The sequence below is a fragment of the Pseudomonas sp. CG7 genome, assembly GCF_023701885.1.
In the GTDB taxonomy this organism is placed as follows: Bacteria; Pseudomonadota; Gammaproteobacteria; order Pseudomonadales; family Pseudomonadaceae; genus Aquipseudomonas; species Aquipseudomonas zanjanensis.
Genome location: NZ_JABAEE010000018.1, coordinates 48489 through 72817, shown reverse-complemented (window position 1 = coordinate 72817; position 24329 = coordinate 48489). Strand labels below are relative to the sequence as shown.

The window sequence follows — 24329 nt, the reverse complement described above, 5'->3', positions numbered from 1 at the left end:
CAGAACCCCTGTGGGAGCGAGCCTGCTCGCGAAGAGGCCGGCAAGCCCAACATCCATTTGACTGAACCACCGCCATCGCGAGCAAGCTCGCTCCCACATTCAATCTCCAGTGGGCACAAAATTCATATCCAACACAGAACCCCTGTGGGAGCGAGCCTGCTCGCGAAGAGGCCGGCAAGCCCAACATCCATTTGACTGAACCACCGCCATCGCGAGCAGGCTCGCTCCCACATTCAATCTCCAGTGGACACAAAATTCATATCCAATACAGAACCCCTGTGGGAGCGAGCTTGCTCGCGATGAGGCCAGTAAACCAACATCCATGTGACTGAGCCATCGCCTTCGCGGCGGCCCACGGAGCAATGCCTTCGTTCAGGCATGCCGAGCCCTGGCGAGGCACCGAGTGGTGAGGCAGAAGCGCTTTGGTTACTTTCGACTGGGCCGGCTTCCGGGCTTTTCGAAAGTGACCCGCCGCCAGGGCGGAACCCTAAGCGGCCGTTACCGCAGCAATGGATATACACACCGATCAACCAGCCCCAAAACGAAGCCATAAAAAAACGGCGCCTTCCTTTCCAGGAAAAGCGCCGTTCGTGTACCAGCATCTATATCAGTCAATATACTCAAACAACTTCACAATCTTCTGCACTCCAGACACACCCTGCACCAGATTAGTCGCCTGCGCCGCTTCCTGCTTGGTCAGCAACCCCAGCAAATACACGATGCCATTCTCAGTCACAACCTTGATGCGCGAACCAGGAATGCTGGCGTCGGTGAGCATCTGCGTCTTGATCTTGGTGGTCAGCCAGGCATCGTTCTGGCGCGCCAGCAGCGAAGAAGGTTGCAGAACCTGAAGCTCGTTATGCACGGTCTTGACCCGCTGCACGGCGCTGGCTTCTTGTTCGGCCTTGGCCTTGAGGTCGGCACGTGGGGTCTGGCCGGCCAGCAAGACAACGCCGTTGAAGCTGGTGACGACGATGTGCGAGTTGTTGTCCAGGTCCGGATCGGCCTTGGCGATGTTCACGCCGACCTTGGTTTCAATCAGGGAGTCGTCGATCTTGCTGCCGAAGGTGCGGGTGCCGCGGTCATCTTCAATCGGCTTTTCCCGGCTGGCGTTAACCACCGATGTGCAGCCGCTGATGCCGAGGCACAGGGTCAGGGCCAGAAGGCCTAGGCGATTAGGGGTCATTCTTCACTCCCGAACAGTTGGCTGTCGATCAAGTCGCAAAGGCAGTGGATCGCCAGCAGGTGGACTTCCTGGATACGTGCAGTGACATTGGCCGGTACGCGGATCTCGACGTCTTCGGGCAATAGCAGTGACGCCATGCCGCCGCCGTCACGACCGGTCAATGCTACGACAATCATTTCGCGATCATGTGCGGCCTGGATCGCTTGAATAATGTTGGCCGAGTTGCCGCTGGTGGAAATCGCCAGCAGGACATCGCCGGGTTGGCCCAGGGCGCGGATCTGTTTGGAGAAGACTTCGTTGTAGCTGTAGTCGTTGGCGATCGAGGTAATCGTCGAGCTGTCGGTGGTCAGGGCGATTGCCGGCAGGCTCGGGCGTTCGCGCTCGAAGCGGTTGAGCAATTCCGAGGAAAAATGCTGGGCGTCGCCGGCCGAGCCGCCGTTGCCGCACGAAAGCATCTTGCCCTCGTTGAGCAAGGCGTTGACCATCACTTGGCTGGCTTGCTCGATGTGCGGTGCAAGTACGTCCATCGCCTGTTGCTTGGTGTCGATACTGGCCTGAAAAAGCTGGCGAATTCGCGATTGCATGTCCATCTGTGTGACCTTAAGTAGCGCGACTTATCGGCACAAACATGTGCGGCGCGCAAAGCAAAGAGCAAAAAAGTTAGGTGAAGGTGTCCGGCTCGGCATGGGCGCTCAACTGTCGAAGGCGTTCTGCAGCCAGTTCAACTGGTCGGCGTTACTGTCGATGGCAACCACGTCGAAGCGGCAGGGATGATCGGCCCAGCGAGACTCGCGTTGCAGGAAGTACTGCGCGGCGAAAATCAGCTTTTGGCGCTTGCGCCCGTCAATGCTGTCGAGCGCGCCACCCCATTGGGTATTTTTTCTGTAGCGGACTTCGACGAATACTACTGTATCGCCGTCAAGCATGACCAGATCAAGCTCGCCGCGTTTGCACAACCAGTTCTGCGCCAGCAGCCGCAGGCCGTGTTGCTCGAGATGCGCGAGGGCCTGGCCCTCGGCATCCCGTCCGCTTTGCTGGCGTGATCGGTCAGGCATTAGCGCTGGGTGTCCGGCAGGCGCTGCACCTGGCCGTTGACGAACTCGGCCCAGGGCAGTTGACGCTGTACGCGCTGGGTGGGAGACACGGCCAGGCTGCCCGACAGGCCGTCGATGCGGCTGTCCGGCACCGTCTTGAGCTGGCCCAGGCGCGGCGCCAGGCGATAGGCGTCCGCCCCCATCGCGTACAACCGACCCAGGCTGCCACCCGCCTGGGGCCACTGCGCGGTGACCTGCTTGCGCAGCGGGTCATTGGCGTCGAGCAGCCAGGGGGTTTCACAGAAGCGGATGCCGCTCATGTCGTTGTACTGGTTCTGGTCGCCGCTGGCGCTGAACACCGAGGACGTTGCGTAGACCGGCACGTCGCCGGCGTACTGGAAGTTCAGGGTCGGCTTGATCTGCTGGGCCTGCTGCGGTGTCGAGGCGAGGAAGATGAACTCGATATCCTGGCGACGGGACGGCTGGGCCGCGACCGTGGTGCCGACGGTGTTTTGCAGGCTCTTGGCGCGACCTTCACTCTGGCGCAACTGGAACATGTCGGCGATCTGCTGGGCCAGCTGGACCGGCTGGTCGACACGTTCGATGGCGACGATGGTGCCGCCGTTGGCCTGCCAGTCCTGGCTGAAGGCCTTGAGCACGCGATCGCCCCATTCGCCCTTCGGCACCATGGCGGCGGCGCGGTGCAGGCCATCGGCACGGGCGCGACGGGATACTTCGCGGGCTTCATCCTCAGGTGCCAGGCCGAACTGGAACAGTTGCGGTGGCCCTTGTTCGCCTTCGCTGTAGTTCAGTGCCAGGGTGGTGATCGGCAATTGCGGGCGGGTGCTGATCTGCTTGACCAGCGGTTTTTCCAGCGGGCCGATGACCAGTTGCACGCCGTCGGCCTGGGCCTTGCGATAGAACTCGTCCATGGAGGTCAGGCTGGCGCTGTCATAGAACTGGATGCTTGGCGGCGTCTGCCCGGCCTGCTGGGCCTGGTAGTGGGCAGCCATGAAGCCCTCGCGCAAGGCCTTGGCAACCGCGGCCAACTGGCCACTCTGTGGCAGCAGCAGGGCGATCTTGCTCAATGGCTGGCTGGCCAGTTCCTTGAGCTTGACCAGGGGTGTCGGCAGTTGCAGGGCGGCAGGGTGCTTCGGGTTCTGTTCGCGCCAGTGGTCGATGGCCGCCTGCTGCTGGTCCAGGGTGCCAGCGGTCTTGACGACTTGGGCCAGGCTCAGCCAGCCGCCGAGATCGTCGTTGGAGGTTGGCTGCAACTGGTCGGTGGGCAGCGAGGCGATCAGCGACCAGATGGCTTCATGGTTTTTCGCTGCGGCGTCGTTCTCCAGCAGGGGCGCAAGGAAGATGCGCTCCTTGGCGGCGGCCAGGGTCTGGCCATCGGCTTCGAGGGCGCGGGCACGGACGGTGCCGGTGCGGACCTGCTGCTCCACCGGCATTTCGCTCAGGTGTTGCAGGCTTGGATGACTCAGGGCGGTCAGCGCAGCCTTGGGCTGGTTGCGGGTCATCGCCAGTTCAGCCGACAGCGTGCTGGCGAAAATCTGCTGGCCGGGCTTGAGTTGCTCCATCGGCACTTGTTGCAGGATCTGTGCGGACTGGCCGGCATTGCCCTGGCGGTAGGCCAGGTCCGCGGCGCTCAGGCGCAGCAGGGCGGCCTTTTCCGGGGTTTTGCTTTGGGTGGCCTGTTCGAGCAGTTGCTCGATACTGGCATCCGGGGTCCGTGGAAGTTCGCCAAGGCTGGACGAGGGCGAGCTGGCGCAAGCCGCCAGGAGGGCAGCGAGGCAAAGGGCGGAGAGCAGCCGCAGGCAAGCGATCATGTAAGTGTTCCTGATACGAGATCAAATTAGCGTCGAATTGTACCCAAGCACTGGCCGGGGCGCGATGTTAGTGGCGTGAATCGATCAATTTAGGTATTTCAAAGAGTGCGGCGCAGCACAAAAGACGCTGATCGCTCCGCAATATTGCCTTTGTGGCGAGGGAGCTTGCTCCCGCTGGGCTGCGTAGCAGCCCTAAGCCATTCAATACGCTACATCAATGTGGCTGGCAGATTTTTACGACTGCTGCGCAGCCGAGCGGGAGCAAGCTCCCTCGCCACAAGGGCTTGTGCAACCTTCTAGTGAGAGGTGGCGCCTCGGGGTGCCAGGTACTGCGAACAGCCGAGACCGCCGCTACACGCTACAATGGCGGTTTTTACCGATCATGAGGTGCGCGTTTTGACTGCTCCAGGTGCTTTGAATTCCGCTGCCGGCTCGCTTTATGTGGTGGCGACGCCCATCGGCAACCTGGACGATATCAGTGCCCGGGCGCTGAAAATCCTGCAGGAGGTCGCGCTGATCGCGGCTGAAGACACGCGCCACTCCCAGCGCCTGCTGCAACATTTCGGCATTTCCACGCCGTTGGCGGCCTGTCATGAACACAATGAGCGGGACGAAGGCAGTCGTTTCATCACCCGGCTGTTGGCGGGTGATAACGTCGCGTTGATTTCCGATGCCGGTACGCCGCTGATTTCCGACCCCGGCTACCATCTGGTGCGCCAGGCCCGCGCGGCTGGCATCAATGTGGTGCCTGTGCCGGGGGCTTGCGCATTGATCGCGGCGCTGTCGGCGGCAGGCCGGCCGTCGGACCGGTTCATTTTCGAGGGTTTCCTGCCGGCCAAGGCGGGAGGGCGGCGGGCGCGCCTGGAAGCTATAAAGGAAGAACCGCGCACGCTGATCTTTTATGAGGCGCCGCACCGCATCCTCGAATGCCTGCAAGACATGGAGCTGGCGTTCGGCCCCGAGCGCCAGGCGCTGCTGGCCCGGGAGTTGACCAAGACCTTTGACACCCTCAAGGGCCTGCCCTTGGCCGAGTTGCGCGCCTTCGTCGAAAGCGACAGCAACCAGCAGCGCGGTGAGTGCGTCGTGCTGGTGGCAGGCTGGACACCGCCGCAAAACGAGGACGCTGTCAGCAGCGAGGCGATGCGCGTCCTGAACCTGCTGCTCGAGGAAATGCCCCTCAAGCGCGCCGCGGCCCTTGCGGCGCAGATCACCGGCGAGCGCAAGAATGTGCTGTATCAGGTCGCACTGGAAAAACAGAAAGACCAGTGAAACCGGGACACGGTGCTGGCCCGGGGCTTTTAGCGCTTGTTCTTCAAGCGCTCTACCGTTAACCTTCGCGGCGGAGAGTCGATCGGACAGTCGCTGCCCTCTATGAAAATTAGAGGGGGGAGGAAAGTCCGGGCTCCATAGGGCGAAGTGCCAGGTAATGCCTGGGAGGCGTGAGCCTACGGAAAGTGCCACAGAAAATAACCGCCTAAGCGTTTCGGCGCCGGTAAGGGTGAAAAGGTGCGGTAAGAGCGCACCGCACGGCTGGCAACAGTTCGTGGCTAGGTAAACCCCACTTGGAGCAAGACCAAATAGGGTCCCAAGGCGTGGCCCGCGCTGGGACCGGGTAGGTTGCTAAAGATGTCCAGTGATGGCCATCGTAGACGAATGACTGTTCAAGACAGAACCCGGCTTACAGATCGACTCTCCACCTTTTCCCTTCCTGCCGGAATCACTGGCAGACGCAGTTCCTAATACCAAAAAAATCTTACTCTTAACAAATCACTTTAACTTGTGCGCGCAGTCCCCTGTGCAGCCTCAGGTTGAAGCGCCTTTTCCTACGTCAGATTCTTGTTACCCCTCCTGAAACGCTCCTAAATCTCCGATCTATAAGGCTTTTCCTTCATTCCGCGCCTTGACGGTGCGGTGGGCGCATTCCTATAGTGTGCGCAAGTGGCGGAAAGTGGCATGAAGTGGGTTTTTTTGAAGGTAAAACGCCAAAAAGTGGAGAAACGCAGACGTGTTTCGCGGAGCTAACGCTATCAGTCTCGATGCAAAAGGCCGGCTCGCCATGCCCAGCCGGTATCGTGACGAGCTCGTTTCGCGAAGTTCGGGGCAATTAATCGTCACAATCGACGCTGTTGACCCATGTTTGTGTGTCTACCCCTTGGATGAGTGGGAAATCATCGAAACCAAACTGCGCGCACTGCCTTCGCTGCGTGAAGAAAACCGCCGCCTGCAACGCTTGCTGATCGGTAATGCCGTCGACCTCGAGCTCGATGGCAGCGGTCGTTTCCTGGTGCCGCCGCGCCTGCGCGAGTACGCCAAGCTGGACAAGCGCGCGATGCTGGTGGGCCAACTGAACAAGGTCCAACTGTGGGACGAAGATGCCTGGAATGCGGTTTCTGCCGCTGACCTCGCTGCTATTCAACAACCGGGCGCCATGCCTGATGAACTGCGTGATTTGATCCTGTGACTATTGATAGCGGCTTTAACCACATCACCGTACTGCTTGACGAAGCCGTCGAGGCTCTCGCCGTACGTCCTGATGGCTGCTATCTGGACGGCACGTTCGGGCGTGGCGGGCACAGCCGGCTGATTCTCAGCCAGCTCGGTCCGGACGGTCGGTTGCTGGGGTTCGACAAGGATCCTCAAGCGATTGCCACCGGGCAAGCGCTGGCGGCCGAAGACGGCCGCTTTGTCGTTGTGCAGCGCAGCTTTGCCGAGTTGGGCGCGGAAGTCGCCGAGCGTGGCCTGGCGGGCAAGGTCAGTGGCGTGCTGCTCGACCTGGGCGTGTCGTCGCCGCAACTGGACGACCCGGAGCGCGGCTTCAGTTTCCTCAATGACGGTCCGTTGGACATGCGCATGGATCCGTCCCGTGGCATCAGCGCCGCCGAATTCGTCAACACCGCCCCGGTGGAAGAAATCGCCCGTGTCTTCAAGGAATACGGCGAAGAGCGTTTCTCCGGCCGCATGGCCCGTGCCGTGGTCGAACGCCGCGACGTCAAGCCCTTCGAGCGTACCGGCGACCTGGCCGAAGTGCTGAAAGTGGCCAACCCGGCCTGGGAGAAGGGCAAGCACCCGGCGACCCGTGCTTTCCAGGGCTTGCGCATCCACGTCAATAACGAGCTGGGCGATCTGGAAGTTGGTCTCGAAGCAGCGCTTGAGGCGCTGGAGATCGGCGGTCGGCTGGTGGTGATCAGCTTCCATTCCCTGGAAGACCGCATCGTCAAGCTGTTCATGCGCAAGCTCACCAAGGGCGAAGCCGATAACCTGCCGCGCAACCTGCCGGTGCGTTTCGAAGCCTTCGTACCGAAAATCAAGCTCCATGGCAAAGCGCAGTTCGCCTCCGACGCCGAACTCAAGGCCAACCCACGTGCCCGTAGCGCCGTCATGCGTGTCGCGGAGAAGTTGCGGTGAGCAAGCTCTTCGCCAAGCCCCTGCCTGGCGGCAGCTTTTTCATGCTGCTGCTGTTTATCGGCGTGCTCGTGTCGGCCATCGCCGTGTCCTATAGCGCGCACTGGAACCGGCAGTTGCTCAACACCCTCTACAACGAACTGAGCGTGCGCGACAAGGCGCAGGCCGAGTGGGGCCGGTTGATCCTGGAGCAAAGCACCTGGACCGCCCATAGCCGTATCGAAGTACTGGCTACCGAACAGCTGAAAATGCGCATTCCCGGCGCCGCCGAAGTGCAAATGGTGGCGCCATGATGACACTCGAAGGGGCGCTGTTCCCGTGGCGGTTTCGTCTGGGCCTGGGCTTGCTCGGGATCATGGTGGCGGCGATTTCGTGGCGCATCATCGACCTGCAGGTCATCGACCGTGACTTCCTCAAGGGGCAGGGCGACGCTCGCAGTGTGCGTCATATTCCGATTCCGGCGCACCGTGGCCTGATCACCGACCGCAACGGCGAACCCCTGGCCGTGAGTACCCCGGTGACCACCTTGTGGGCCAACGCCAAGGAAATGCAGCAAGCCAAGGAAAAATGGCCGGCCTTGGCCGCCGCCCTCGGGCAGGACCCCAAGGCCTTGGCCGAGCGTCTTGAAGCCCAAGCCAATAAGGAATTCATCTACCTGGTGCGCGGGTTGACGCCCGAGCAAGGCCAGGGCGTGCTCGACCTGAAAGTGCCCGGTGTCTACGGCATCGAAGAATTCCGGCGTTTCTACCCGGCCGGTGAAGTTACCGCCCACATGGTCGGGTTTACCGACATCGATGATCGAGGGCGCGAAGGGGTCGAGCTGGCCTATGACGAATGGCTCGCCGGGGTCGCCGGCAAGCGCCAGGTCATCAAGGATCGGCGCGGCAGGCTGATCAAGGATGTCCAAGTCACCAAAAACGCCAAGGCCGGCAAGCCCTTGGCGTTGTCCATTGACCTGCGCCTGCAATACCTGGCCAACCGCGAGCTGCGCAACGCCATCGTCGAGAACGGTGCCAAGGCCGGCAGCCTGGTGATCATGGACGTGAAGACCGGCGAGATCCTGGCGATGGTCAACCAGCCGACCTACAACCCGAACAACCGCCGCAACCTGCAACCGGCGATGATGCGCAACCGCGCGATGATCGACGTGTTCGAGCCGGGTTCGACCATGAAAGCCGTGTCCATGGCCGCCGCCCTGGAAACCGGGCGCTGGAAACCGAGCGACACCGTCGAGGTCTACCCGGGCACCTTGCAGATCGGCAAGTACACCATCCGTGACGTGTCCAAGACTGAAGGCCCGGTGCTCGACCTGACCGGCATCCTGATCAACTCCAGTAACGTCGGCATGAGCAAGATCGCCTTCGATATCGGCGGCGAGACGATTTATCGCCTGGCCCAGAAAATCGGCCTCGGCCAGGACACCGGCCTGGGCTTCCCGGGCGAGCGTGTCGGCAACCTGCCGAACTACCGTGACTGGCGCAAGGCTGAGACCGCCACGTTGTCCTATGGCTACGGCGTTTCCGTGACCGCGATCCAGTTGGTCCACGCGTTTTCCGCGCTGGCGAACAACGGGCGCATGGCACCGCTGACCCTGATCAAGACTGACAAGCCACCGCAGGCCACCCAGGTGATCCCGGAAAACGTCGCCAAGACCATGCAGGGCATGCTGCAACAGGTGATCGAGGCGCCGCGTGGTGTCTACCGCGCCCAGGTGCCGGCCTATCACGTGGCAGGCAAGTCGGGTACGGCCCGCAAAACCTCCGTGGGCACCAAAGGCTACGCCGAGAATTCCTACCGTTCGCTGTTTGCCGGCTTCGGGCCGATGAGCGACCCACGCTACGCCATCGTCGTGGTCATCGACGCACCGAGCAAGGCGGGCTACTTCGGTGGCCTGGTCTCGGCGCCGGTGTTCAGCAAAGTGATGTCCGGCACCCTGCGCCTGATGAACATTACCCCGGATAACCTTCCGCCGACCCAGCAGGCCAATACCGCACCGGTCATTCCCTTGAAAGCCGAAGGAGGGCGTGGCTGATGTCCCTGAGCCTGAACAAGATTTTTGCCCACGCCGGTCACGATCTGCTGATTCGTGAATTGGCCCTGGACAGCCGCAATGTACGTGCCGGGGACTTGTTCCTGGCGGTGCCGGGCGCCCGTGTCGATGGTCGCGACCATATCGCCGCCGCCCTGAAGCGCGGCGCGGCTGCCGTGGCGTATGAAGTGCAAGGCGCGACCGTGCTGCCGATCACTGACGTGCCGCTGATTCCGGTCAAGGGCCTGGCGGCGCAGCTGTCGGACATCGCCGGACGGTTCTATGGCGACCCGAGCCGCCACCTGAACCTGGTGGGCGTGACCGGCACCAACGGCAAGACCAGCGTGACCCAACTGGTGGCCCAGGCCTTGGACCTGCTCGGCCAGCATTGCGGCATTGTCGGCACCTTGGGCAACGGTTTTCATGGCGCGCTGGAAAGCGGCCTGCACACCACGCCGAACCCGATTGCCGTGCAAGCGACCCTGGCGGACCTGAAGAAGGCCGGTGCCAAGGCCGTTGCGATGGAAGTCTCGTCCCATGGCCTGGACCAGGGTCGTGTGACGGCGCTGGCGTTCGACGTCGCGGTGTTGACCAACCTGTCCCGCGACCACCTGGACTACCACGGCACCATGCAGGCCTACGGCGAAGCCAAGGCCAAGCTGTTTGCCTGGAGTGACTTGAAATGCCGGGTCATCAATCTCGACGACGAGTTCGGCCGGCAACTGGCCGCCGACAAGCGCGAGTCCCGGTTGATCACCTATAGCCTGGAAGATACCAGCGCCTACCTTTATATACGCCAGGCGCAGTTCGACGATGAAGGCGTGCGCGCCACACTGGTCACGCCCCAGGGCGAGCACCATCTGCGCAGCACCTTGCTCGGCCGCTTCAACCTGAGCAACGTATTGGCGGCCATCGGCGCCTTGCTCGGCCTGGACTACGCGCTGGACGAAATCCTCAAGGTGTTGCCAAGACTTGAAGGGCCGGCCGGGCGCATGCAGCGCCTCGGCGGCGGGGCCCAACCGTTGGTGGTGGTCGATTACGCCCATACCCCCGACGCGTTGGAAAAAGTCCTCACGGCCTTGCGTCCTCACGCCAAGGGCCGGCTGCTGTGCCTGTTCGGCTGCGGCGGCGATCGCGATCGCGGCAAGCGCCCGTTGATGGCAGAAGTGGTGGAGCGTCTGGCGGACGGCGTGCTGGTCACCGACGACAACCCGCGCAGCGAAGACCCGCTGCGGATCTTCGACGACATCCGCGCCGGTTTTACCGCTGTGGATAACGTCACCTTCGTCGCTGGTCGCGGCCAGGCCATTGCCCAGTTGATCGCCAGCGCCTCGGCGGACGATGTCATCGTCCTGGCCGGCAAGGGTCACGAGGACTATCAGGAAATCAACGGCGAACGCCATGGGTTCTCCGATCTGGTGGAAGCCGATCACGCCCTGACCGCGTGGGAGGTGGCCCATGCTTAAGGCCCTGAAACTCAGCGAGCTGACCAACGCCCTGAATGCGCGCCTCATTTCTGCGGACGCCACCTTCAGCGGCGTGAGCATCGACAGCCGGGCGATCGCGCCGGGGCAATTGTTCGTCGCCCTGACCGGTCCGCGTTTCGACGGCCACGATTACTTGAACGAGGTCGAGGGCAAAGGTGCGGTCGCCGCATTGGGCGAGCGGGAAGTGAGCACCAGCACGTTGCCGCAATTGCTCGTCAGCGACACTCGCCAGGCCCTGGGCCAGCTCGGTGCGCTGAACCGCGCAGCGTATGGCAACCCGGTCGCGGCCATTACCGGTTCCAGCGGCAAGACCACGGTCAAGGAAATGCTTGCCAGCATCCTGCGCACTCGTGGTGCGGTGCTGGCGACCCGTGGCAACCTGAACAACGACCTCGGTGTGCCCCTGACCTTGCTGGAACTGGCACCGGAACACAGCGCCGCCGTCATTGAATTGGGGGCTTCGCGGCGCGGCGAGATCGCCTACACCGTGGCCATGACCAAGCCCCACGTGGCGGTGCTCAACAACGCCGGGACCGCCCACGTCGGCGAGTTCGGCGGCCCGGAAAAAATCGTCGAGGCCAAGGGCGAGATCATCGACGGGCTGGATGCCAATGGCGTCGCCGTGCTGAATCTCGACGACAAGGCCTTCGAAATCTGGAAGACCCGGGCGGGGGAGCGCAAGGTGCTGAGCTTTGCCCTGAGCAACCTCGCCGCGAATTTCTACGCCAGCGACCTGGACCGTGATGCCCGCGGTTGCCCGGCCTTTAACCTGCACAGCCCCGACGGTGCCGAGCGGGTCCAATTGAACCTGCTGGGCACCCATAACGTCGCCAACGCCCTGGCCGCCGCAGCTGCCGCCCATGCCCTGGGCGTGTCGCTGCCGGGCATCGTTGCCGGGCTGAACGCCGTGCAGCCGGTCAAGGGGCGCTCTGTCGCGCAACTGGCCAGCAACGGCATGCGCGTGATCGACGACACCTATAACGCCAACCCGTCGTCCATGTGCGCGGCGGTGGATATCCTCGCCGGTTTCTCCGGCCGTACCGTGCTGGTGCTGGGGGATATCGGCGAGTTGGGCGAATGGGCGCAACAGGGACATCACGATGTCGGTGCCTATGCGCGCGGCAAGGTCGATGCGCTGTATGCGGTCGGTCCGATGATGGCCCATGCAGTCGCCGCGTTTGGCGAGCACGCACGGCATTTCACTACTCAAGCCGAATTGATCCAGGCCCTGGGCGCCGAGCAGGACCCGAACACCACCTTATTGATCAAGGGTTCACGCAGCGCAGCGATGGAAAACATCGTCGCGGCGCTGTGCGGCACCACCACGGAGAAACATTAATGCTGCTGCTGCTAGCGGAGTACCTGCAACAGTTCCACAAAGGCTTCGCGGTCTTCCAGTACCTGACCCTGCGCGGGATCCTGGGTGTGCTGACCGCGTTGTCGTTGTCGCTGTTCCTGGGCCCGTGGATGATCCGCACCCTGCAGAACCTGCAGATCGGCCAGTCGGTCCGTAACGACGGTCCGCAATCGCACCTGTCCAAATCCGGTACGCCGACCATGGGGGGCGCGCTGATCCTGTCGTCCATTGGCATCAGTACCGTGCTGTGGGCTGATTTGGCGAACCGTTATGTCTGGGTTGTGCTGTTGGTGACGTTGCTGTTCGGCGCCATCGGCTGGGTCGACGACTACCGCAAGGTCATCGAGAAGAACTCCCGTGGGCTGCCAAGCCGCTGGAAGTATTTCTGGCAATCGGTGTTCGGCCTCGGCGCGGCGATCTTCCTTTATATGACCGCCGCCTCGCCGGTGGAAACCACCCTGATCCTGCCGATGCTCAAGGACTACAGCATTCCGCTGGGCGCTGGTTTCATCGTATTGACCTACCTGGTGATCGTCGGTGCGAGCAACGCGGGCAATCTCACCGACGGCCTCGACGGCCTGGCGATCATGCCGACGGTCATGGTCGGCGGCGCCCTGGGGATCTTCTGCTACCTGTCGGGTAACGTGAAGTTCGCCGAATACCTGCTGATCCCGTATGTGCCGGGCGCGGGTGAATTGATTGTGTTCTGCGGTGCGCTGATCGGTGCCGGACTGGGCTTCCTGTGGTTCAACACCTACCCGGCGCAAGTCTTCATGGGCGACGTCGGCGCGCTGGCGCTGGGCGCGGCCCTGGGCACCATCGCCGTGATCGTTCGCCAGGAAATCGTCCTGTTCATCATGGGCGGTGTGTTCGTGATGGAGACCCTGTCAGTCGTCATTCAGGTTGCCTCCTTTAAATTGACCGGCCGCCGCGTATTCCGCATGGCGCCGATCCACCACCACTTTGAACTCAAGGGCTGGCCCGAGCCACGCGTGATCGTCCGTTTCTGGATCATCACCGTGATCCTGGTGCTGGTCGGCCTTGCCACCCTGAAGCTGAGGTAGAACGAGTGTCCCTGATCGCTTCTGACCACTTCCGCATCGTTGTCGGCCTCGGCAAGAGCGGCATGTCCCTGGTTCGCTTCCTGGCGAACCGGGGCGTGTCGTTTGCCGTGGCCGATACGCGGGAAAATCCGCCTGAGCTGGCCACGCTGTGCCGTGACTATCCACAGGTGGACGTGCGTTGTGGCGAGCTGGACGTCGAATTCCTGTGCCGTGCCGATGAACTCTACGTGAGTCCCGGCCTGGCCCTGGCGACCCCAGCCCTGCAGGCTGCCGCTGCCCGTGGCGTGAAGTTGTCCGGCGACATTGAGCTATTCGCGCGCAACGCCAAGGCGCCGATCGTTGCCATCAGCGGTTCCAATGCCAAGAGCACCGTCACCACCCTGGTGGGTGAGATGGCCGCGGCGGCCGGCAAGCGTGTCGCCGTGGGCGGCAACCTCGGTACCCCGGCACTGGACCTGCTCAGCGATGACGTCGAGTTGTACGTGATGGAACTGTCGAGCTTCCAGCTCGAGACCACCGACCACCTCGGTGCCGAAGTGGCCACCGTGCTCAACGTCAGCGAAGACCACATGGACCGCTACAGCGGCCTGCCGGCTTACCACCTGGCCAAGCACCGGATTTTCCGGGGTGCCCGGCAAGTGGTATTCAACCGCCAGGACGCCCTGCCCCGGCCGGTGTTGGGCGAGGGCATGCCGTGCTGGTCCTTCGGCCTGGGCGTTCCGGATTTCAAAGGCTTCGGGTTGCGCGAAGAGAACGGCGAGAAATACCTGGCCTTCGAATTCCAGATCCTGATGCCGGTGCGCGAGTTGAAAATTCGCGGCGCCCACAACCAGGCCAATGCCCTGGCTGCGTTGGCCCTGGGGCATGCGGTCGGCCTGCCGTTCGACGCCATGCTCTCGGCCCTGCGCACCTTCGCCGGCCTTGAGCACCGCTGCCAGTGGGTACGCGACCTCGATGGCGTGGCCTGGTACAACGACTCCAAGGCCACCAACGTCGGTGCCGCGCTCGCGGCCATCGAAGGCCTTGGCGCGGACATCGACGGCAAGCTCGTGCTGATCGCCGGCGGCGACGGCAAGGGTGCCGACTTCAAGGACCTGCGCGACCCCGTTGCCGCCAACTGCCGCGCCGTGGTGCTGATGGGCCGTGATCGCGAATTGATCGCCCAGGCCCTCGGCGATGCCGTGCCGCTGGTACGCGTCGCTTCGCTGGACGAGGCGGTGCAGCAATGCCGCGCCCTTGCCCAGCCGGGCGATGCGGTCCTGCTGTCGCCGGCCTGCGCCAGTTTCGACATGTTCAAGAACTACGAAGAGCGTGGGCAGTTGTTCGCCCAGGCCGCGGAGGACTTGGCATGAACCTGATGAACATCATCAAGCCGTACCCGTCGCCGCTGATCACCGGTCGTGGCATCGATCTGGATTTCCCGATGCTCGCCGGTTGCCTGGCCTTGCTGGGCCTGGGCCTGGTGATGATCACCTCCGCGTCGTCGGAAGTGGCCGCCGTGCAGTCGGGCAACACCCTTTACCACATGATCCGCCACCTGATTTACCTGGTGATCGGCCTGGGCGCGTGCATCGTCACCATGATGGTGCCGATCGCCACTTGGCAACGCCTGGGCTGGATGATGTTGCTCGGTGCCTTCGGCCTGTTGGTGATGGTGCTCTTGCCGGGTATTGGTCGCGAGGTCAACGGCTCGATGCGCTGGATCGGCTTCAGCTTCTTCAACGTCCAGCCTTCGGAGATCGCCAAGGTCTTCGTGGTGATCTACCTCGCCGGTTACCTGGTGCGTCGCCAGAAGGAAGTGCGCGAGAGCTGGATGGGGTTCTTCAAGCCGTTCATCGTGTTGCTGCCGATGGCCGGCCTGCTGCTGATGGAACCGGACTTCGGTGCCACGGTGGTGATGATGGGCGCGGCGGCGGCGATGCTGTTCCTCGGCGGCGTCGGGCTGTTCCGTTTCACCTTGATGGTCGCGCTGGCGGTTGCGGCGGTGACGGTGCTGGTGCAGGCGCAACCGTATCGGATGGCGCGCCTGATCACCTTTACCGATCCGTGGGCGGACCAGTTTGGTTCCGGCTATCAATTGACCCAGGCGCTGATTGCCTTCGGTCGCGGCGAGTGGCTGGGCGTGGGCCTGGGCAACAGCGTGCAGAAGCAGTTCTACCTGCCGGAAGCCCACACCGACTTCGTGTTCTCGGTCCTGGCCGAAGAACTGGGGATGGTGGGTTCCCTGTGCACCGTCGCCCTGTTCGTGTTCGTCTGCGTGCGTGGCATGTAGATCGGCTTGTGGGCGGAAAAGGCCAAACAGTTTTTCGCCGCCTATGTGGCGTATGGCTTGTCGTTCCTGTGGATCGGCCAGTTTTTGATCAACATCGGCGTGAACGTCGGCCTATTGCCGACCAAGGGCCTGACGCTGCCGTTCCTCAGTTATGGCGGCAGCTCCCTGGTGATCTGCTGTGCCTGTCTCGGCCTGTTGCTGCGTATCGAATGGTAGAGTCGAACCCACCTGGGCAGCGAAGAGATGGAATTCCAGGAGAGCGACTTCGCCGAGGAGCCGACTCATGGGCGCTACCGTGCTGATCATGGCGGGCGGTACCGGCGGGCACGTATTCCCGGCGCTGGCCTGTGCCCGGGAGTTCCAGGCACGCGGCTACACCGTGCATTGGTTGGGCACGCCACGGGGCATCGAGAACGAACTGGTGCCCGGCGCCGGCCTCGAACTGCACCGGATCGACGCCAGCGGCCTGCGGGGCAAGGGCAAGCTGTCGTTGCTCAAGGCACCGCTGATGCTGCTCAAGTCGGTCTGGCAAGCGCGGGCGATCATTCGTCGGCTGCGGCCGGTGTGCGTGGTCGGGTTCGGCGGTTATGTGACCGGGCCGGGCGGCGTTGCGGCAAAACTGGCCGGTGTGCCGGTGATCGTCCACGAGCAGAACGCCGTGGCCGGTACCGCCAATCGGTTACTGGTGCCGTTGGCCGCCCGGGTCTGTGAAGCCTTTCCCGACACCTTTACCCTGTCGGGCAGCCGCCGCACCACCGGCAATCCGGTGCGTACCGAGCTGTTCCTCGAAACACCGCGCCCGGCCCTGGCCGGACGCAAGGCGCGTTTGCTGGTCCTGGGTGGAAGCCTGGGGGCAGAACCGTTGAACAAATTGCTGCCCGAAGCCCTGTCGCAGGTCGCCCCCGAACTGCGCCCGGAAGTGTTTCACCAGGCCGGCAAAAACCACGATGAAGTGACCGCCGAGCGCTACCGCGCCGCCGGCGTCGAGGCGCAAGTGCAGCCTTTCATCAAAGACATGGCCCAAGCCTATGGCTGGGCCGACCTGGTGGTCTGCCGCGCAGGCGCGCTGACCATCAGTGAACTGGCTGCCGCCGGTCTGCCCTCGATGCTGGTGCCTTTGCCCCACGCCATCGACGATCACCAGACCCGTAACGCCGATTATTTGGCCCGTGAAGGCGCTGCCTTCCTGATGCCGCAAAGAACGACTGGCGCCGCGGATCTTGCCGCCCGCCTGACAGAGGTTTTGATGCAGCCGCAACGACTTGAAGACATGGCCCGCGCCGCCCGCCGCCTGGCCAAACCCGATGCCACGGCCCAAGTGGTCGATACCTGCCTGGAGGTGGCCCATGGTTGAGAATCGCAAAGCCATGCCGCAACCGGAAATGCGCCGTATCCGCCGCATCCACTTCGTCGGTATCGGCGGCGTGGGCATGTGCGGGATCGCCGAGGTGCTGCTGAACCTGGGTTACCAGGTCTCGGGTTCCGACCTGAAGGCTTCCCCGGTCACCGAGCGCCTGGAATCCTTCGGCGCGCAGATTTTTATCGGCCACCGTGCCGAGAACGCCGCCAATGCCGACGTGCTGGTGGTGTCCAGCGCCGTGAACACGTCCAACCCGGAAGTCGCCACCGCCCTGGAACGCCGCATCCCGGTGGGGCCACGGGCTGAGATGCTCGCCGAGCTGATGCGCTATCGCCACGGCATCGCCGTCGCCGGTACCCACGGCAAGACCACCACCACCAGCCTGATCGCCTCGGTGTTCGCCGCTGGTGGCCTGGACCCGACGTTCGTGATCGGTGGCCGCCTGAATGCCGCGGGCACTAATGCCCAACTGGGTACCAGCCGCTACCTGATCGCCGAAGCCGACGAGAGCGATGCGAGTTTCCTGCACCTGCAACCACTGGTGGCCGTGGTGACCAACATCGACGCCGACCACATGGCGACCTACGACGGCGACTTCAACAAGCTGAAGAAAACCTTCGTGGAGTTTCTGCACAACCTGCCGTTCTACGGTCTGGCGGTGGTGTGCCTGGACGATCCGGTGGTGCGTGAGATCCTGCCGCTGATCAAGCGTCCGACCGTGACCTACGGTTTTGGCGAAGACGCCGACGTACGCGCCATCAACGTGCGCCAGCAGGGCATGCAGACATTCTTCACCGTCTTGCGCCCTGATCGCGAGCCGTTGGACGTGTCGGTGAACATGCCTGGCAACCACAACGTGCTCAACGCCTTGGCCACTATCTGCATCGCCACCGACGAAGGTGTCAGCGATGAAGCCATCGTCCAGGGCCTGTCCGGGTTCCAGGGTGTGGGTCGACGCTTCCAGGTCTACGGCGAATTGCCGGTGGACGGCGGCAACGTGATGCTGGTGGATGACTACGGCCACCACCCGACCGAAGTCGCGGCGGTGATCAAGGCCGTGCGCGGTGGCTGGCCGGAGCGGCGCCTGGTGATGGTCTACCAGCCGCACCGCTACAGCCGCACCCGCGACCTGTACGACGACTTCGTCCAGGTATTGGCCGACGCCAACGTGCTGCTGTTGATGGAAGTCTACCCGGCCGGTGAAGAGCCGATCCCCGGGGCCGACAGCCGCCAGCTGTGCCACAGCATTCGCCAGCGTGGCCAGTTGGACCCGATCTACATCGAACGCGGCGTGGACCTCGCGCCGCTGGTCAAGCCGCTGCTGCGCGCCGGCGACATCCTGCTGTGCCAGGGTGCCGGCGACATCGGTGGCCTGGCCCCGAAACTGTTGAACAGTCCGTTATTCGCCGGAGCCATCGTGGCCTCCAGCGAGGGGAAACTGAAATGACTGCTGCCTACGCCAACCTGGTCTCGACCCTCGATCCGAAAGCCTTCGGCCGCGTTGCCGTGCTGTTCGGTGGCAAGAGCGCCGAGCGCGAGGTCTCCCTCAAGTCCGGCAACGCCGTGCTGCAAGCCTTGCAAAGCGCCGGCGTCGACGCCTTCGGCATCGATGTGGGCGACGATTTCCTGCAGCGCCTGCTCAGCGAAAAGATCGACCGCGCGTTCATCATTCTCCACGGTCGCGGCGGTGAAGACGGCAGCATGCAAGGCCTGCTCGAATGCCTGGGCATTCCCTACACCGGCAGCGGCATCCTCGCGTCTGCCCTGGCGATGGACAAGCTGCGCACCAAGCAGGTCTGGCACAGCCTCGGCATTCCAACGCCGCGTCACGCCGTGCTGGCGTCCGAGGCCGATTGTATTTCGGCGGCCACGGAACTGGGCTTCCCTTTGATCGTCAAACCGGCCCATGAAGGTTCAAGTATCGGCATGGCGAAAGTGAATTCGCTGCCTGAGTTGACCGCAGCCTGGAAGGACGCCAGTTCCTACGATTCGCAAGTGTTGGTCGAACAGTGGATCACCGGTCCCGAGTTCACCATCGCCACCCTGCGTGACCAGGTGTTGCCCCCGATTGCGCTGGGCACGCCCCACACGTTCTACGACTACGACGCCAAGTACATCGCCAACGATACCCAGTACCGCATTCCCTGCGGGCTGGATGCGGCCAAGGAAAAACAACTGATGGACCTCACGGCCAAGGCCTGTGAGGCGCTGGGTATTGCCGGTTGGGGCCGGGCGGACGTGATGCAGGACGCCGATGGGCAGTTCTGGTTCCTGGAAGTCAACACCGCCCCTGGCATGACCGATCACAGCCTGGTGCCGATGGCGGCCCGCGCCGCCGGCCTGGATTTCCAGCAACTGGTGCTGTCGATCCTGGCCGCCAGTGTCGGCCAACAAGAGCCAAGAGGTTAAGCCATGCAAGGCGCATCGCTTCGTCATCAGCCATCCGCACCCGGTCGCAAGCCGGTGCCGCGGGGTGCCAGCCGAATGGTGGCCAAAGAGCCGATGTCGGCGCGCTTGCCGAAAGCCAATTTTGGCTTTCTCAAGAGCCTGTTCTGGCCAGTGATGCTGGTTGCGCTGGGGTTCGGTACGTATGAAGGCGCGCAACGGTTGTTGCCGTATGCCGACCGGCCAATCGCCCGGATCAACGTCCAGGGCGACCTGAGCTACATCAGCCAGCAGGCGGTGCAGCAGCGGATCGCCCCGTTCGTCGCGTCGAGCTTCTTCACCATCGACCTGGCGGGCATGCGCACGGAGCTGGAGCAGATGCCCTGGATCGCCCACGCCGAAGTCCGGCGGGTGTGGCCCGACCAGGTGTCGATTCGCCTGGAAGAACAGCTGCCGGTGGCCCGTTGGGGCGACGAGTCGCTGTTGAACAACCAGGGCCAGGCGTTTACGCCGCGGGAACTGGCCAACTATGAACATTTGCCACAACTGTTCGGCCCACAGCGGGCCCAGCAGCAAGTCATGCAGCAATACCAGGTGTTGAGTCAGATGTTGCGGCCGTTGGGCTTCTCCATCGCGCGCCTGGAGTTGCGTGAGCGCGGCAGTTGGTTCCTGACCACTGGCGCGGGCAGCTCGGGGCCGGGCATCGAGCTGTTGCTCGGTCGCGGCAACCTGGTGGAAAAGATGCGCCGCTTCATCGCCATCTATGACAAGACGCTCAAAGAACAGATTACGAACATTGCGCGCATCGATCTGCGCTACGCCAACGGCCTGGCTGTTGGCTGGCGGGAACCTGTAGCGCCGACGACGGCCGAACCCGCCGTCGCGAAGAATTAAGAAGAGGCAGGCCCCATGGCAAACGTGCAAAGCGGGAAAATGATCGTCGGTCGCGATATCGGCACTTCCAAGGTGGTGGCGCTGGTAGGCGAAGTCGCGGACGACGGCACGCTGGTCATCGTCGGGATCGGTACACACCCGTCCCGCGGCTTGAAGAAAGGCGTGGTGGTGAACATCGAGTCCACCGTGCAATCGATCCAGCGCGCCATCGAAGAGGCGCAACTGATGGCCGGTTGCCGGATCCACTCGGCGTTCGTCGGCGTGGCGGGCAATCACATCCGCAGCCTGAACTCCCACGGCATCGTGGCGATTCGTGATCGCGAAGTCAGCTCCGCCGACCTCGAGCGCGTTCTCGACGCGGCCCAGGCCGTGGCAATCCCGGCCGACCAGCGTGTGCTGCACACCTTGCCGCAGGATTACGTGATCGATAACCAGGAAGGCGTGCGCGAGCCCCTGGGCATGTCCGGCGTGCGCCTGGAAGCCAAGGTCCACGTGGTGACCTGCGCGGTGAACGCCGCGCAGAACATCGAGAAGTGCGTGCGCCGCTGCGGCCTGGAAATCGACGACATCATCCTCGAGCAACTGGCCTCGGCCTACTCGGTGCTGACCGACGACGAGAAAGAGCTGGGCGTGTGCCTGGTGGACATCGGCGGCGGCACCACTGACATCGCGATCTTCACCGAAGGCGCGATCCGCCACACGGCCGTGATCCCGATTGCCGGCGACCAGGTGACCAACGACATCGCCATGGCGTTGCGCACCCCGACCCAGTACGCCGAGGAAATCAAGATCCGCTACGCCTGTGCCCTGGCGAAACTGGCCGGTGCCGGTGAAACCATCAAGGTGCCAAGCGTCGGCGACCGTCCACCGCGCGAACTGTCGCGCCAGGCCCTGGCCGAAGTGGTCGAGCCGCGTTACGACGAGCTGTTCACGCTGATCCAGGCCGAACTGCGTCGCAGTGGCTACGAAGACCTGATCCCGGCCGGCATCGTGCTGACCGGCGGTACGTCGAAGATGGAAGGCGCGGTCGAGCTGGCCGAGGAGATTTTCCACATGCCGGTGCGCCTGGGCGTGCCCCATGGCGTCAAGGGCCTGGATGACGTGGTCCGTAACCCGATCTATTCCACCGGCGTGGGCCTGTTGATGTACGGCCTGCAAAAACAGTCCGACGGGATCTCGTTCTCGGGCATTGGCAGTCGCGACAGCTACAGCAGCGACGAGCCTAAGGCACCGCTGTTCGAGCGTCTCCAGGCTTGGGTCAAGGGCAATTTCTAACAGTTTCAAAGCTTCACGCGGCAGGTTTCAGGCCTGGCGCTGGAAGACGCGGCAAACGCAGTAGGCGAAAAAACTAGAGAATGAAAGGAGAGGGAACATGTTCGAACTCGTAGACAACATCCCCGCTAGCCCGGTTATCAAAGTAATCGGTGTCGGCGGTGGCGGCGGCAACGCTGTCAACCACATGGTCAAGAGCAACATCGAAGGCGTCGAGTTCATCTGCTCCAACACTGATGCCCCGGCGCTGAAATCCATCGGCGCGCGGACCCTCCTGCAATTGGGCACTGGCGTAACCAAAGGCCTCGGCGCCGGCGCCACCCCGGAAGTCGGTCGTCAGGCCGCGCTCGAAGACCGTGAGCGCATCGCTGAAGTCCTGCAAGGCACCAACATGGTGTTCATCACCACCGGCAGGGGCGGCGGTACCGGTACTGGTGCTGCACCGATCATCGCCGAAGTGGCCAAGGAAATGGGGATCCTCACCGTTGCGGTGGTGACTCGTCCGTTCCCGTTCGAAGGCCGCAAGCGTATGCAGATCGCCGACGAAGGTATCCGTCTGCTGTCTGAAAGCGTTGACTCGTTGATCACCATTCCCAACGAGAAGCTGCTGACCATCCTGGGTAAAGATGCAAGCCTGCTGTCGGCTTTCGCCAAGGCTGACGACGTACTGGCCGGTGCCGTTCGCGGTATCTCCGACATCATCAAGCGTCCAGGCATGATCAACGTCGACTTTGCCGACGTACGGACAGTTATGAGCGAAATGGGCATGGCGATGATGGGCACTGGCTGCGCCAGCGGTCCGAACCGTGCACGCGAGGCCACCGAAGCGGCCATTCGCAACCCGTTGCTCGAAGACGTGAACCTGCAAGGTGCACGCGGCATCCTGGTGAACATCACCGCCGGTCCTGACCTGTCCCTGGGTGAGTACTCCGACGTGGGTAGCATCATCGAAGCCTTCGCTTCCGAGCACGCGATGGTCAAGGTCGGTACCGTTATCGATCCGGACATGCGCGACGAGTTGCACGTGACCGTGGTTGCCACGGGCCTGGGCGCGAAAATCGAGAAGCCCGTGAAGGTCATCGACAACACCGTTCACACTTCCATGGCTTCGCAACCGCAACAACAAGCGGCTTCGCGTCAGGAAGCGCCTGCGGTGAACTACCGTGACCTGGACCGTCCGACCGTCATGCGCAACCAGGCCCAGGCCGGTGCTGCGACTGCCGCGAAGATGAATCCGCAAGACGATCTGGATTACCTGGACATCCCGGCTTTCCTGCGTCGTCAGGCCGATTGATGAAATGTATCAGGGGGATACAGGTGATTGGTGTTCAGCAAAGGTCTGGTCTGCTATCATCGCCAGCCTTTGTTGATACCAGTTCGCAATTTGCGCTGAAGCGGCCCATGCCATGATTAAACAACGCACCCTGAAGAATATTATCCGTGCCACAGGTGTCGGTCTGCACTCCGGCGAGAAGGTCTACCTGACCCTCAAGCCCGCGCCTGTCGACACCGGCATCGTGTTTTGTCGTGCCGACCTCGACCCTGTGGTGCAGATTCCTGCTCGCGCGGAAAACGTTGGTGAAACCACTATGTCGACCACACTGGTCAACGGTGACGTCAAAGTGGACACGGTGGAGCATTTGCTCTCGGCCATGGCTGGCCTGGGCATCGATAACGCCTACGTCGAGCTCTCCGCGTCCGAAGTCCCGATCATGGATGGCAGCGCCGGACCCTTTGTATTCCTGATTCAATCGGCTGGCCTGGAAGAGCAGGACGCAGCCAAGAAGTTCATCCGCATCCTGCGGGAAGTGACAGTGGAAGACGGCGACAAGCGCGCCACTTTCGTCCCTTTCGAGGGTTTCAAGGTGAGCTTCGAGATCGATTTCGATCACCCGGTTTTCCGTGACCGCACCCAGAGTGCAAGCGTGGATTTTTCCAGCACTTCGTTCGTGAAAGAAGTCAGCCGCGCCCGTACCTTTGGTTTCATGAGTGATATCGAGTACCTGCGCAAGCACAACCTCGCACTCGGCGGCAGTGTTGAAAACGCGATCGTGGTCGATTCCGATGGTGTATTGAACGAAGACGGTCTTCGCTATGAAGACGAATTCGTCAAGCACAAGATCCTCGATGCAATCGGCGACCTCTACCTGCTGGGCAATAGCTTGATTGGTGAGTTCAAGGGCTTCAAGTCCGGCCACGCACTGAACAACCAGCTGCTGCGCAAGTTGATTGAGCAGAAAGATGCTTGGGAAGTCGTGACGTTCGAAGACGCCAGCACCGCACCAATCTCTTACATGCGTCCTGTCGCGGCCGTGTAATCAAAAAAACCTCTCTAGTTTTTGAAGGCTGCCTTTGGGTGGCCTTTTTTTATGGTTGCTTTTGGGTGTGTATATCCGTTTTTTGTAACGGCTGCTTATGGTTCCGCCCTTACGGCCCACTCCACAATACCTGCGTTCGGCCATCGTGGTTAACGGGGCGCCCGAGATCGACGTCCACGCCTAGGCGGTCTGATAGCCGACCTGGCTCTGGGTGACCGCGTTTCTCCTGTGGGAGCGAGCCTGCTCGCGAAGAGGCCGGCATATCCAACATCATCGGCACAGACACACCGCCATCGCGAGCAGGCTCGCTCCCACAGTGTTTACCGTTGATCAATCTGTGGCGTGATGGCTGGGAAGCTTTTGTGGCGAGGGCGCTTGCTCCCGCGTGAGTGCGCAGCGCTCATCGCTTTTTTGGGGCCGCTGCGCACTCAAGCGGG

At 62.6% G+C, this 24329-nt stretch carries 20 protein-coding genes, 1 other RNA gene and 1 pseudogene; 18 read left to right on the top strand and 4 right to left on the bottom strand.

Annotation, left to right across the window (positions count from 1 at the left end; genetic code table 11):
* Nucleotides 1-607 precede the first annotated feature (607 nt).
* The 4 genes from HGO40_RS10270 to HGO40_RS10255 all read right to left on the bottom strand — a co-directional run bounded on the left by HGO40_RS10270 (nt 608) and on the right by HGO40_RS10255 (nt 4052).
* Entirely contained in the window at nt 608-1186 is a 579-nt protein-coding gene (locus tag HGO40_RS10270) for a BON domain-containing protein (RefSeq protein WP_030139689.1), read from the bottom strand.
* The gene (locus HGO40_RS10265) at nt 1183-1776 is read right to left on the bottom strand and encodes a phosphoheptose isomerase (protein ID WP_007928463.1); all 594 of its coding nucleotides are present in this window, start codon (nt 1774-1776) and stop codon (nt 1183-1185) included. Before HGO40_RS10265 ends, HGO40_RS10270 begins: the two co-directional genes overlap by 4 nt.
* A 102-nt stretch (nt 1777-1878) precedes the next feature.
* Complete coding sequence (locus HGO40_RS10260; protein ID WP_186705120.1) at nt 1879-2241, bottom strand: YraN family protein; 363 nt, start codon at nt 2239-2241, stop codon at nt 1879-1881.
* Nucleotides 2241-4052, bottom strand: coding sequence for a penicillin-binding protein activator (locus tag HGO40_RS10255; protein ID WP_250962890.1), 1812 nt, complete (start codon nt 4050-4052; stop codon nt 2241-2243). Before HGO40_RS10255 ends, HGO40_RS10260 begins: the two co-directional genes overlap by 1 nt.
* A 363-nt stretch (nt 4053-4415) precedes the next feature.
* Between HGO40_RS10255 and rsmI the strand changes: the two genes are divergently transcribed.
* From rsmI to lpxC, 18 genes and pseudogenes are all read left to right on the top strand, one after another.
* Nucleotides 4416-5321: a 16S rRNA (cytidine(1402)-2'-O)-methyltransferase gene (gene rsmI, locus HGO40_RS10250; protein WP_250962889.1), complete on the top strand. Its 906-nt coding sequence runs from the start codon at nt 4416-4418 to the stop codon at nt 5319-5321.
* A gap of 74 nt (nt 5322-5395) precedes the next feature.
* An RNA gene (gene rnpB, locus HGO40_RS10245) (RNase P RNA component class A) lies at nt 5396-5749 on the top strand.
* A gap of 308 nt (nt 5750-6057) precedes the next feature.
* Nucleotides 6058-6513: a division/cell wall cluster transcriptional repressor MraZ gene (gene mraZ / locus HGO40_RS10240; RefSeq protein WP_250962888.1), complete on the top strand. Its 456-nt coding sequence runs from the start codon at nt 6058-6060 to the stop codon at nt 6511-6513.
* Complete coding sequence (gene rsmH, locus HGO40_RS10235) at nt 6510-7457, top strand: 16S rRNA (cytosine(1402)-N(4))-methyltransferase RsmH (RefSeq protein ID WP_502943254.1); 948 nt, start codon at nt 6510-6512, stop codon at nt 7455-7457. Before mraZ ends, rsmH begins: the two co-directional genes overlap by 4 nt.
* Entirely contained in the window at nt 7454-7747 is a 294-nt protein-coding gene (gene ftsL / locus HGO40_RS10230; protein ID WP_003178214.1) for a cell division protein FtsL, read from the top strand. The genes rsmH and ftsL overlap by 4 nt, the downstream gene beginning before the upstream one ends.
* On the top strand, nt 7744-9486 hold the full coding sequence (locus HGO40_RS10225; RefSeq protein ID WP_502943253.1) for a peptidoglycan D,D-transpeptidase FtsI family protein: 1743 nt from the start codon (nt 7744-7746) through the stop codon (nt 9484-9486). The genes ftsL and HGO40_RS10225 overlap by 4 nt, the downstream gene beginning before the upstream one ends.
* A complete protein-coding gene (locus HGO40_RS10220) occupies nt 9486-10949 on the top strand; it encodes a UDP-N-acetylmuramoyl-L-alanyl-D-glutamate--2,6-diaminopimelate ligase (RefSeq protein WP_250962887.1) in 1464 nt (487 codons plus the stop codon). Before HGO40_RS10225 ends, HGO40_RS10220 begins: the two co-directional genes overlap by 1 nt.
* A complete protein-coding gene (locus HGO40_RS10215; protein ID WP_250962886.1) occupies nt 10942-12309 on the top strand; it encodes a UDP-N-acetylmuramoyl-tripeptide--D-alanyl-D-alanine ligase in 1368 nt (455 codons plus the stop codon). The genes HGO40_RS10220 and HGO40_RS10215 overlap by 8 nt, the downstream gene beginning before the upstream one ends.
* Entirely contained in the window at nt 12309-13391 is a 1083-nt protein-coding gene (mraY, locus tag HGO40_RS10210; protein ID WP_250962885.1) for a phospho-N-acetylmuramoyl-pentapeptide-transferase, read from the top strand. Before HGO40_RS10215 ends, mraY begins: the two co-directional genes overlap by 1 nt.
* Before the next feature lie 5 nt (nt 13392-13396).
* Nucleotides 13397-14743, top strand: coding sequence for a UDP-N-acetylmuramoyl-L-alanine--D-glutamate ligase (gene murD / locus HGO40_RS10205; protein WP_250962884.1), 1347 nt, complete (start codon nt 13397-13399; stop codon nt 14741-14743).
* A pseudogene (gene ftsW, locus HGO40_RS10200) lies at nt 14740-15939 on the top strand (putative lipid II flippase FtsW); the annotation flags it as partial. The gene murD and the pseudogene ftsW, both read left to right, overlap by 4 nt.
* A 7-nt stretch (nt 15940-15946) precedes the next feature.
* Nucleotides 15947-17017, top strand: coding sequence for an undecaprenyldiphospho-muramoylpentapeptide beta-N-acetylglucosaminyltransferase (gene murG / locus HGO40_RS10195; RefSeq protein WP_250962883.1), 1071 nt, complete (start codon nt 15947-15949; stop codon nt 17015-17017).
* Nucleotides 17010-18470 (top strand): UDP-N-acetylmuramate--L-alanine ligase, encoded by a 1461-nt coding sequence (gene murC / locus HGO40_RS10190; RefSeq protein WP_250962882.1) that lies wholly within the window; start codon nt 17010-17012, stop codon nt 18468-18470. Before murG ends, murC begins: the two co-directional genes overlap by 8 nt.
* A complete protein-coding gene (locus HGO40_RS10185; RefSeq protein WP_053124955.1) occupies nt 18467-19432 on the top strand; it encodes a D-alanine--D-alanine ligase in 966 nt (321 codons plus the stop codon). Before murC ends, HGO40_RS10185 begins: the two co-directional genes overlap by 4 nt.
* A 3-nt stretch (nt 19433-19435) precedes the next feature.
* Nucleotides 19436-20302 carry a cell division protein FtsQ/DivIB gene (locus HGO40_RS10180; protein WP_186705128.1) on the top strand — a complete coding sequence of 289 codons (867 nt, stop codon included), beginning with the start codon at nt 19436-19438 and terminating at the stop codon, nt 20300-20302.
* Nucleotides 20303-20317: 15 nt separating this feature from the next.
* Entirely contained in the window at nt 20318-21577 is a 1260-nt protein-coding gene (gene ftsA, locus HGO40_RS10175) for a cell division protein FtsA (RefSeq protein WP_250962881.1), read from the top strand.
* A gap of 97 nt (nt 21578-21674) precedes the next feature.
* Nucleotides 21675-22868, top strand: a complete 1194-nt coding sequence (gene ftsZ, locus HGO40_RS10170) for a cell division protein FtsZ (RefSeq protein ID WP_250962880.1) — start codon at nt 21675-21677, stop codon at nt 22866-22868.
* A gap of 112 nt (nt 22869-22980) precedes the next feature.
* On the top strand, nt 22981-23892 hold the full coding sequence (lpxC, locus tag HGO40_RS10165; protein ID WP_095106092.1) for a UDP-3-O-acyl-N-acetylglucosamine deacetylase: 912 nt from the start codon (nt 22981-22983) through the stop codon (nt 23890-23892).
* Nucleotides 23893-24329: the final 437 nt, after the last annotated feature.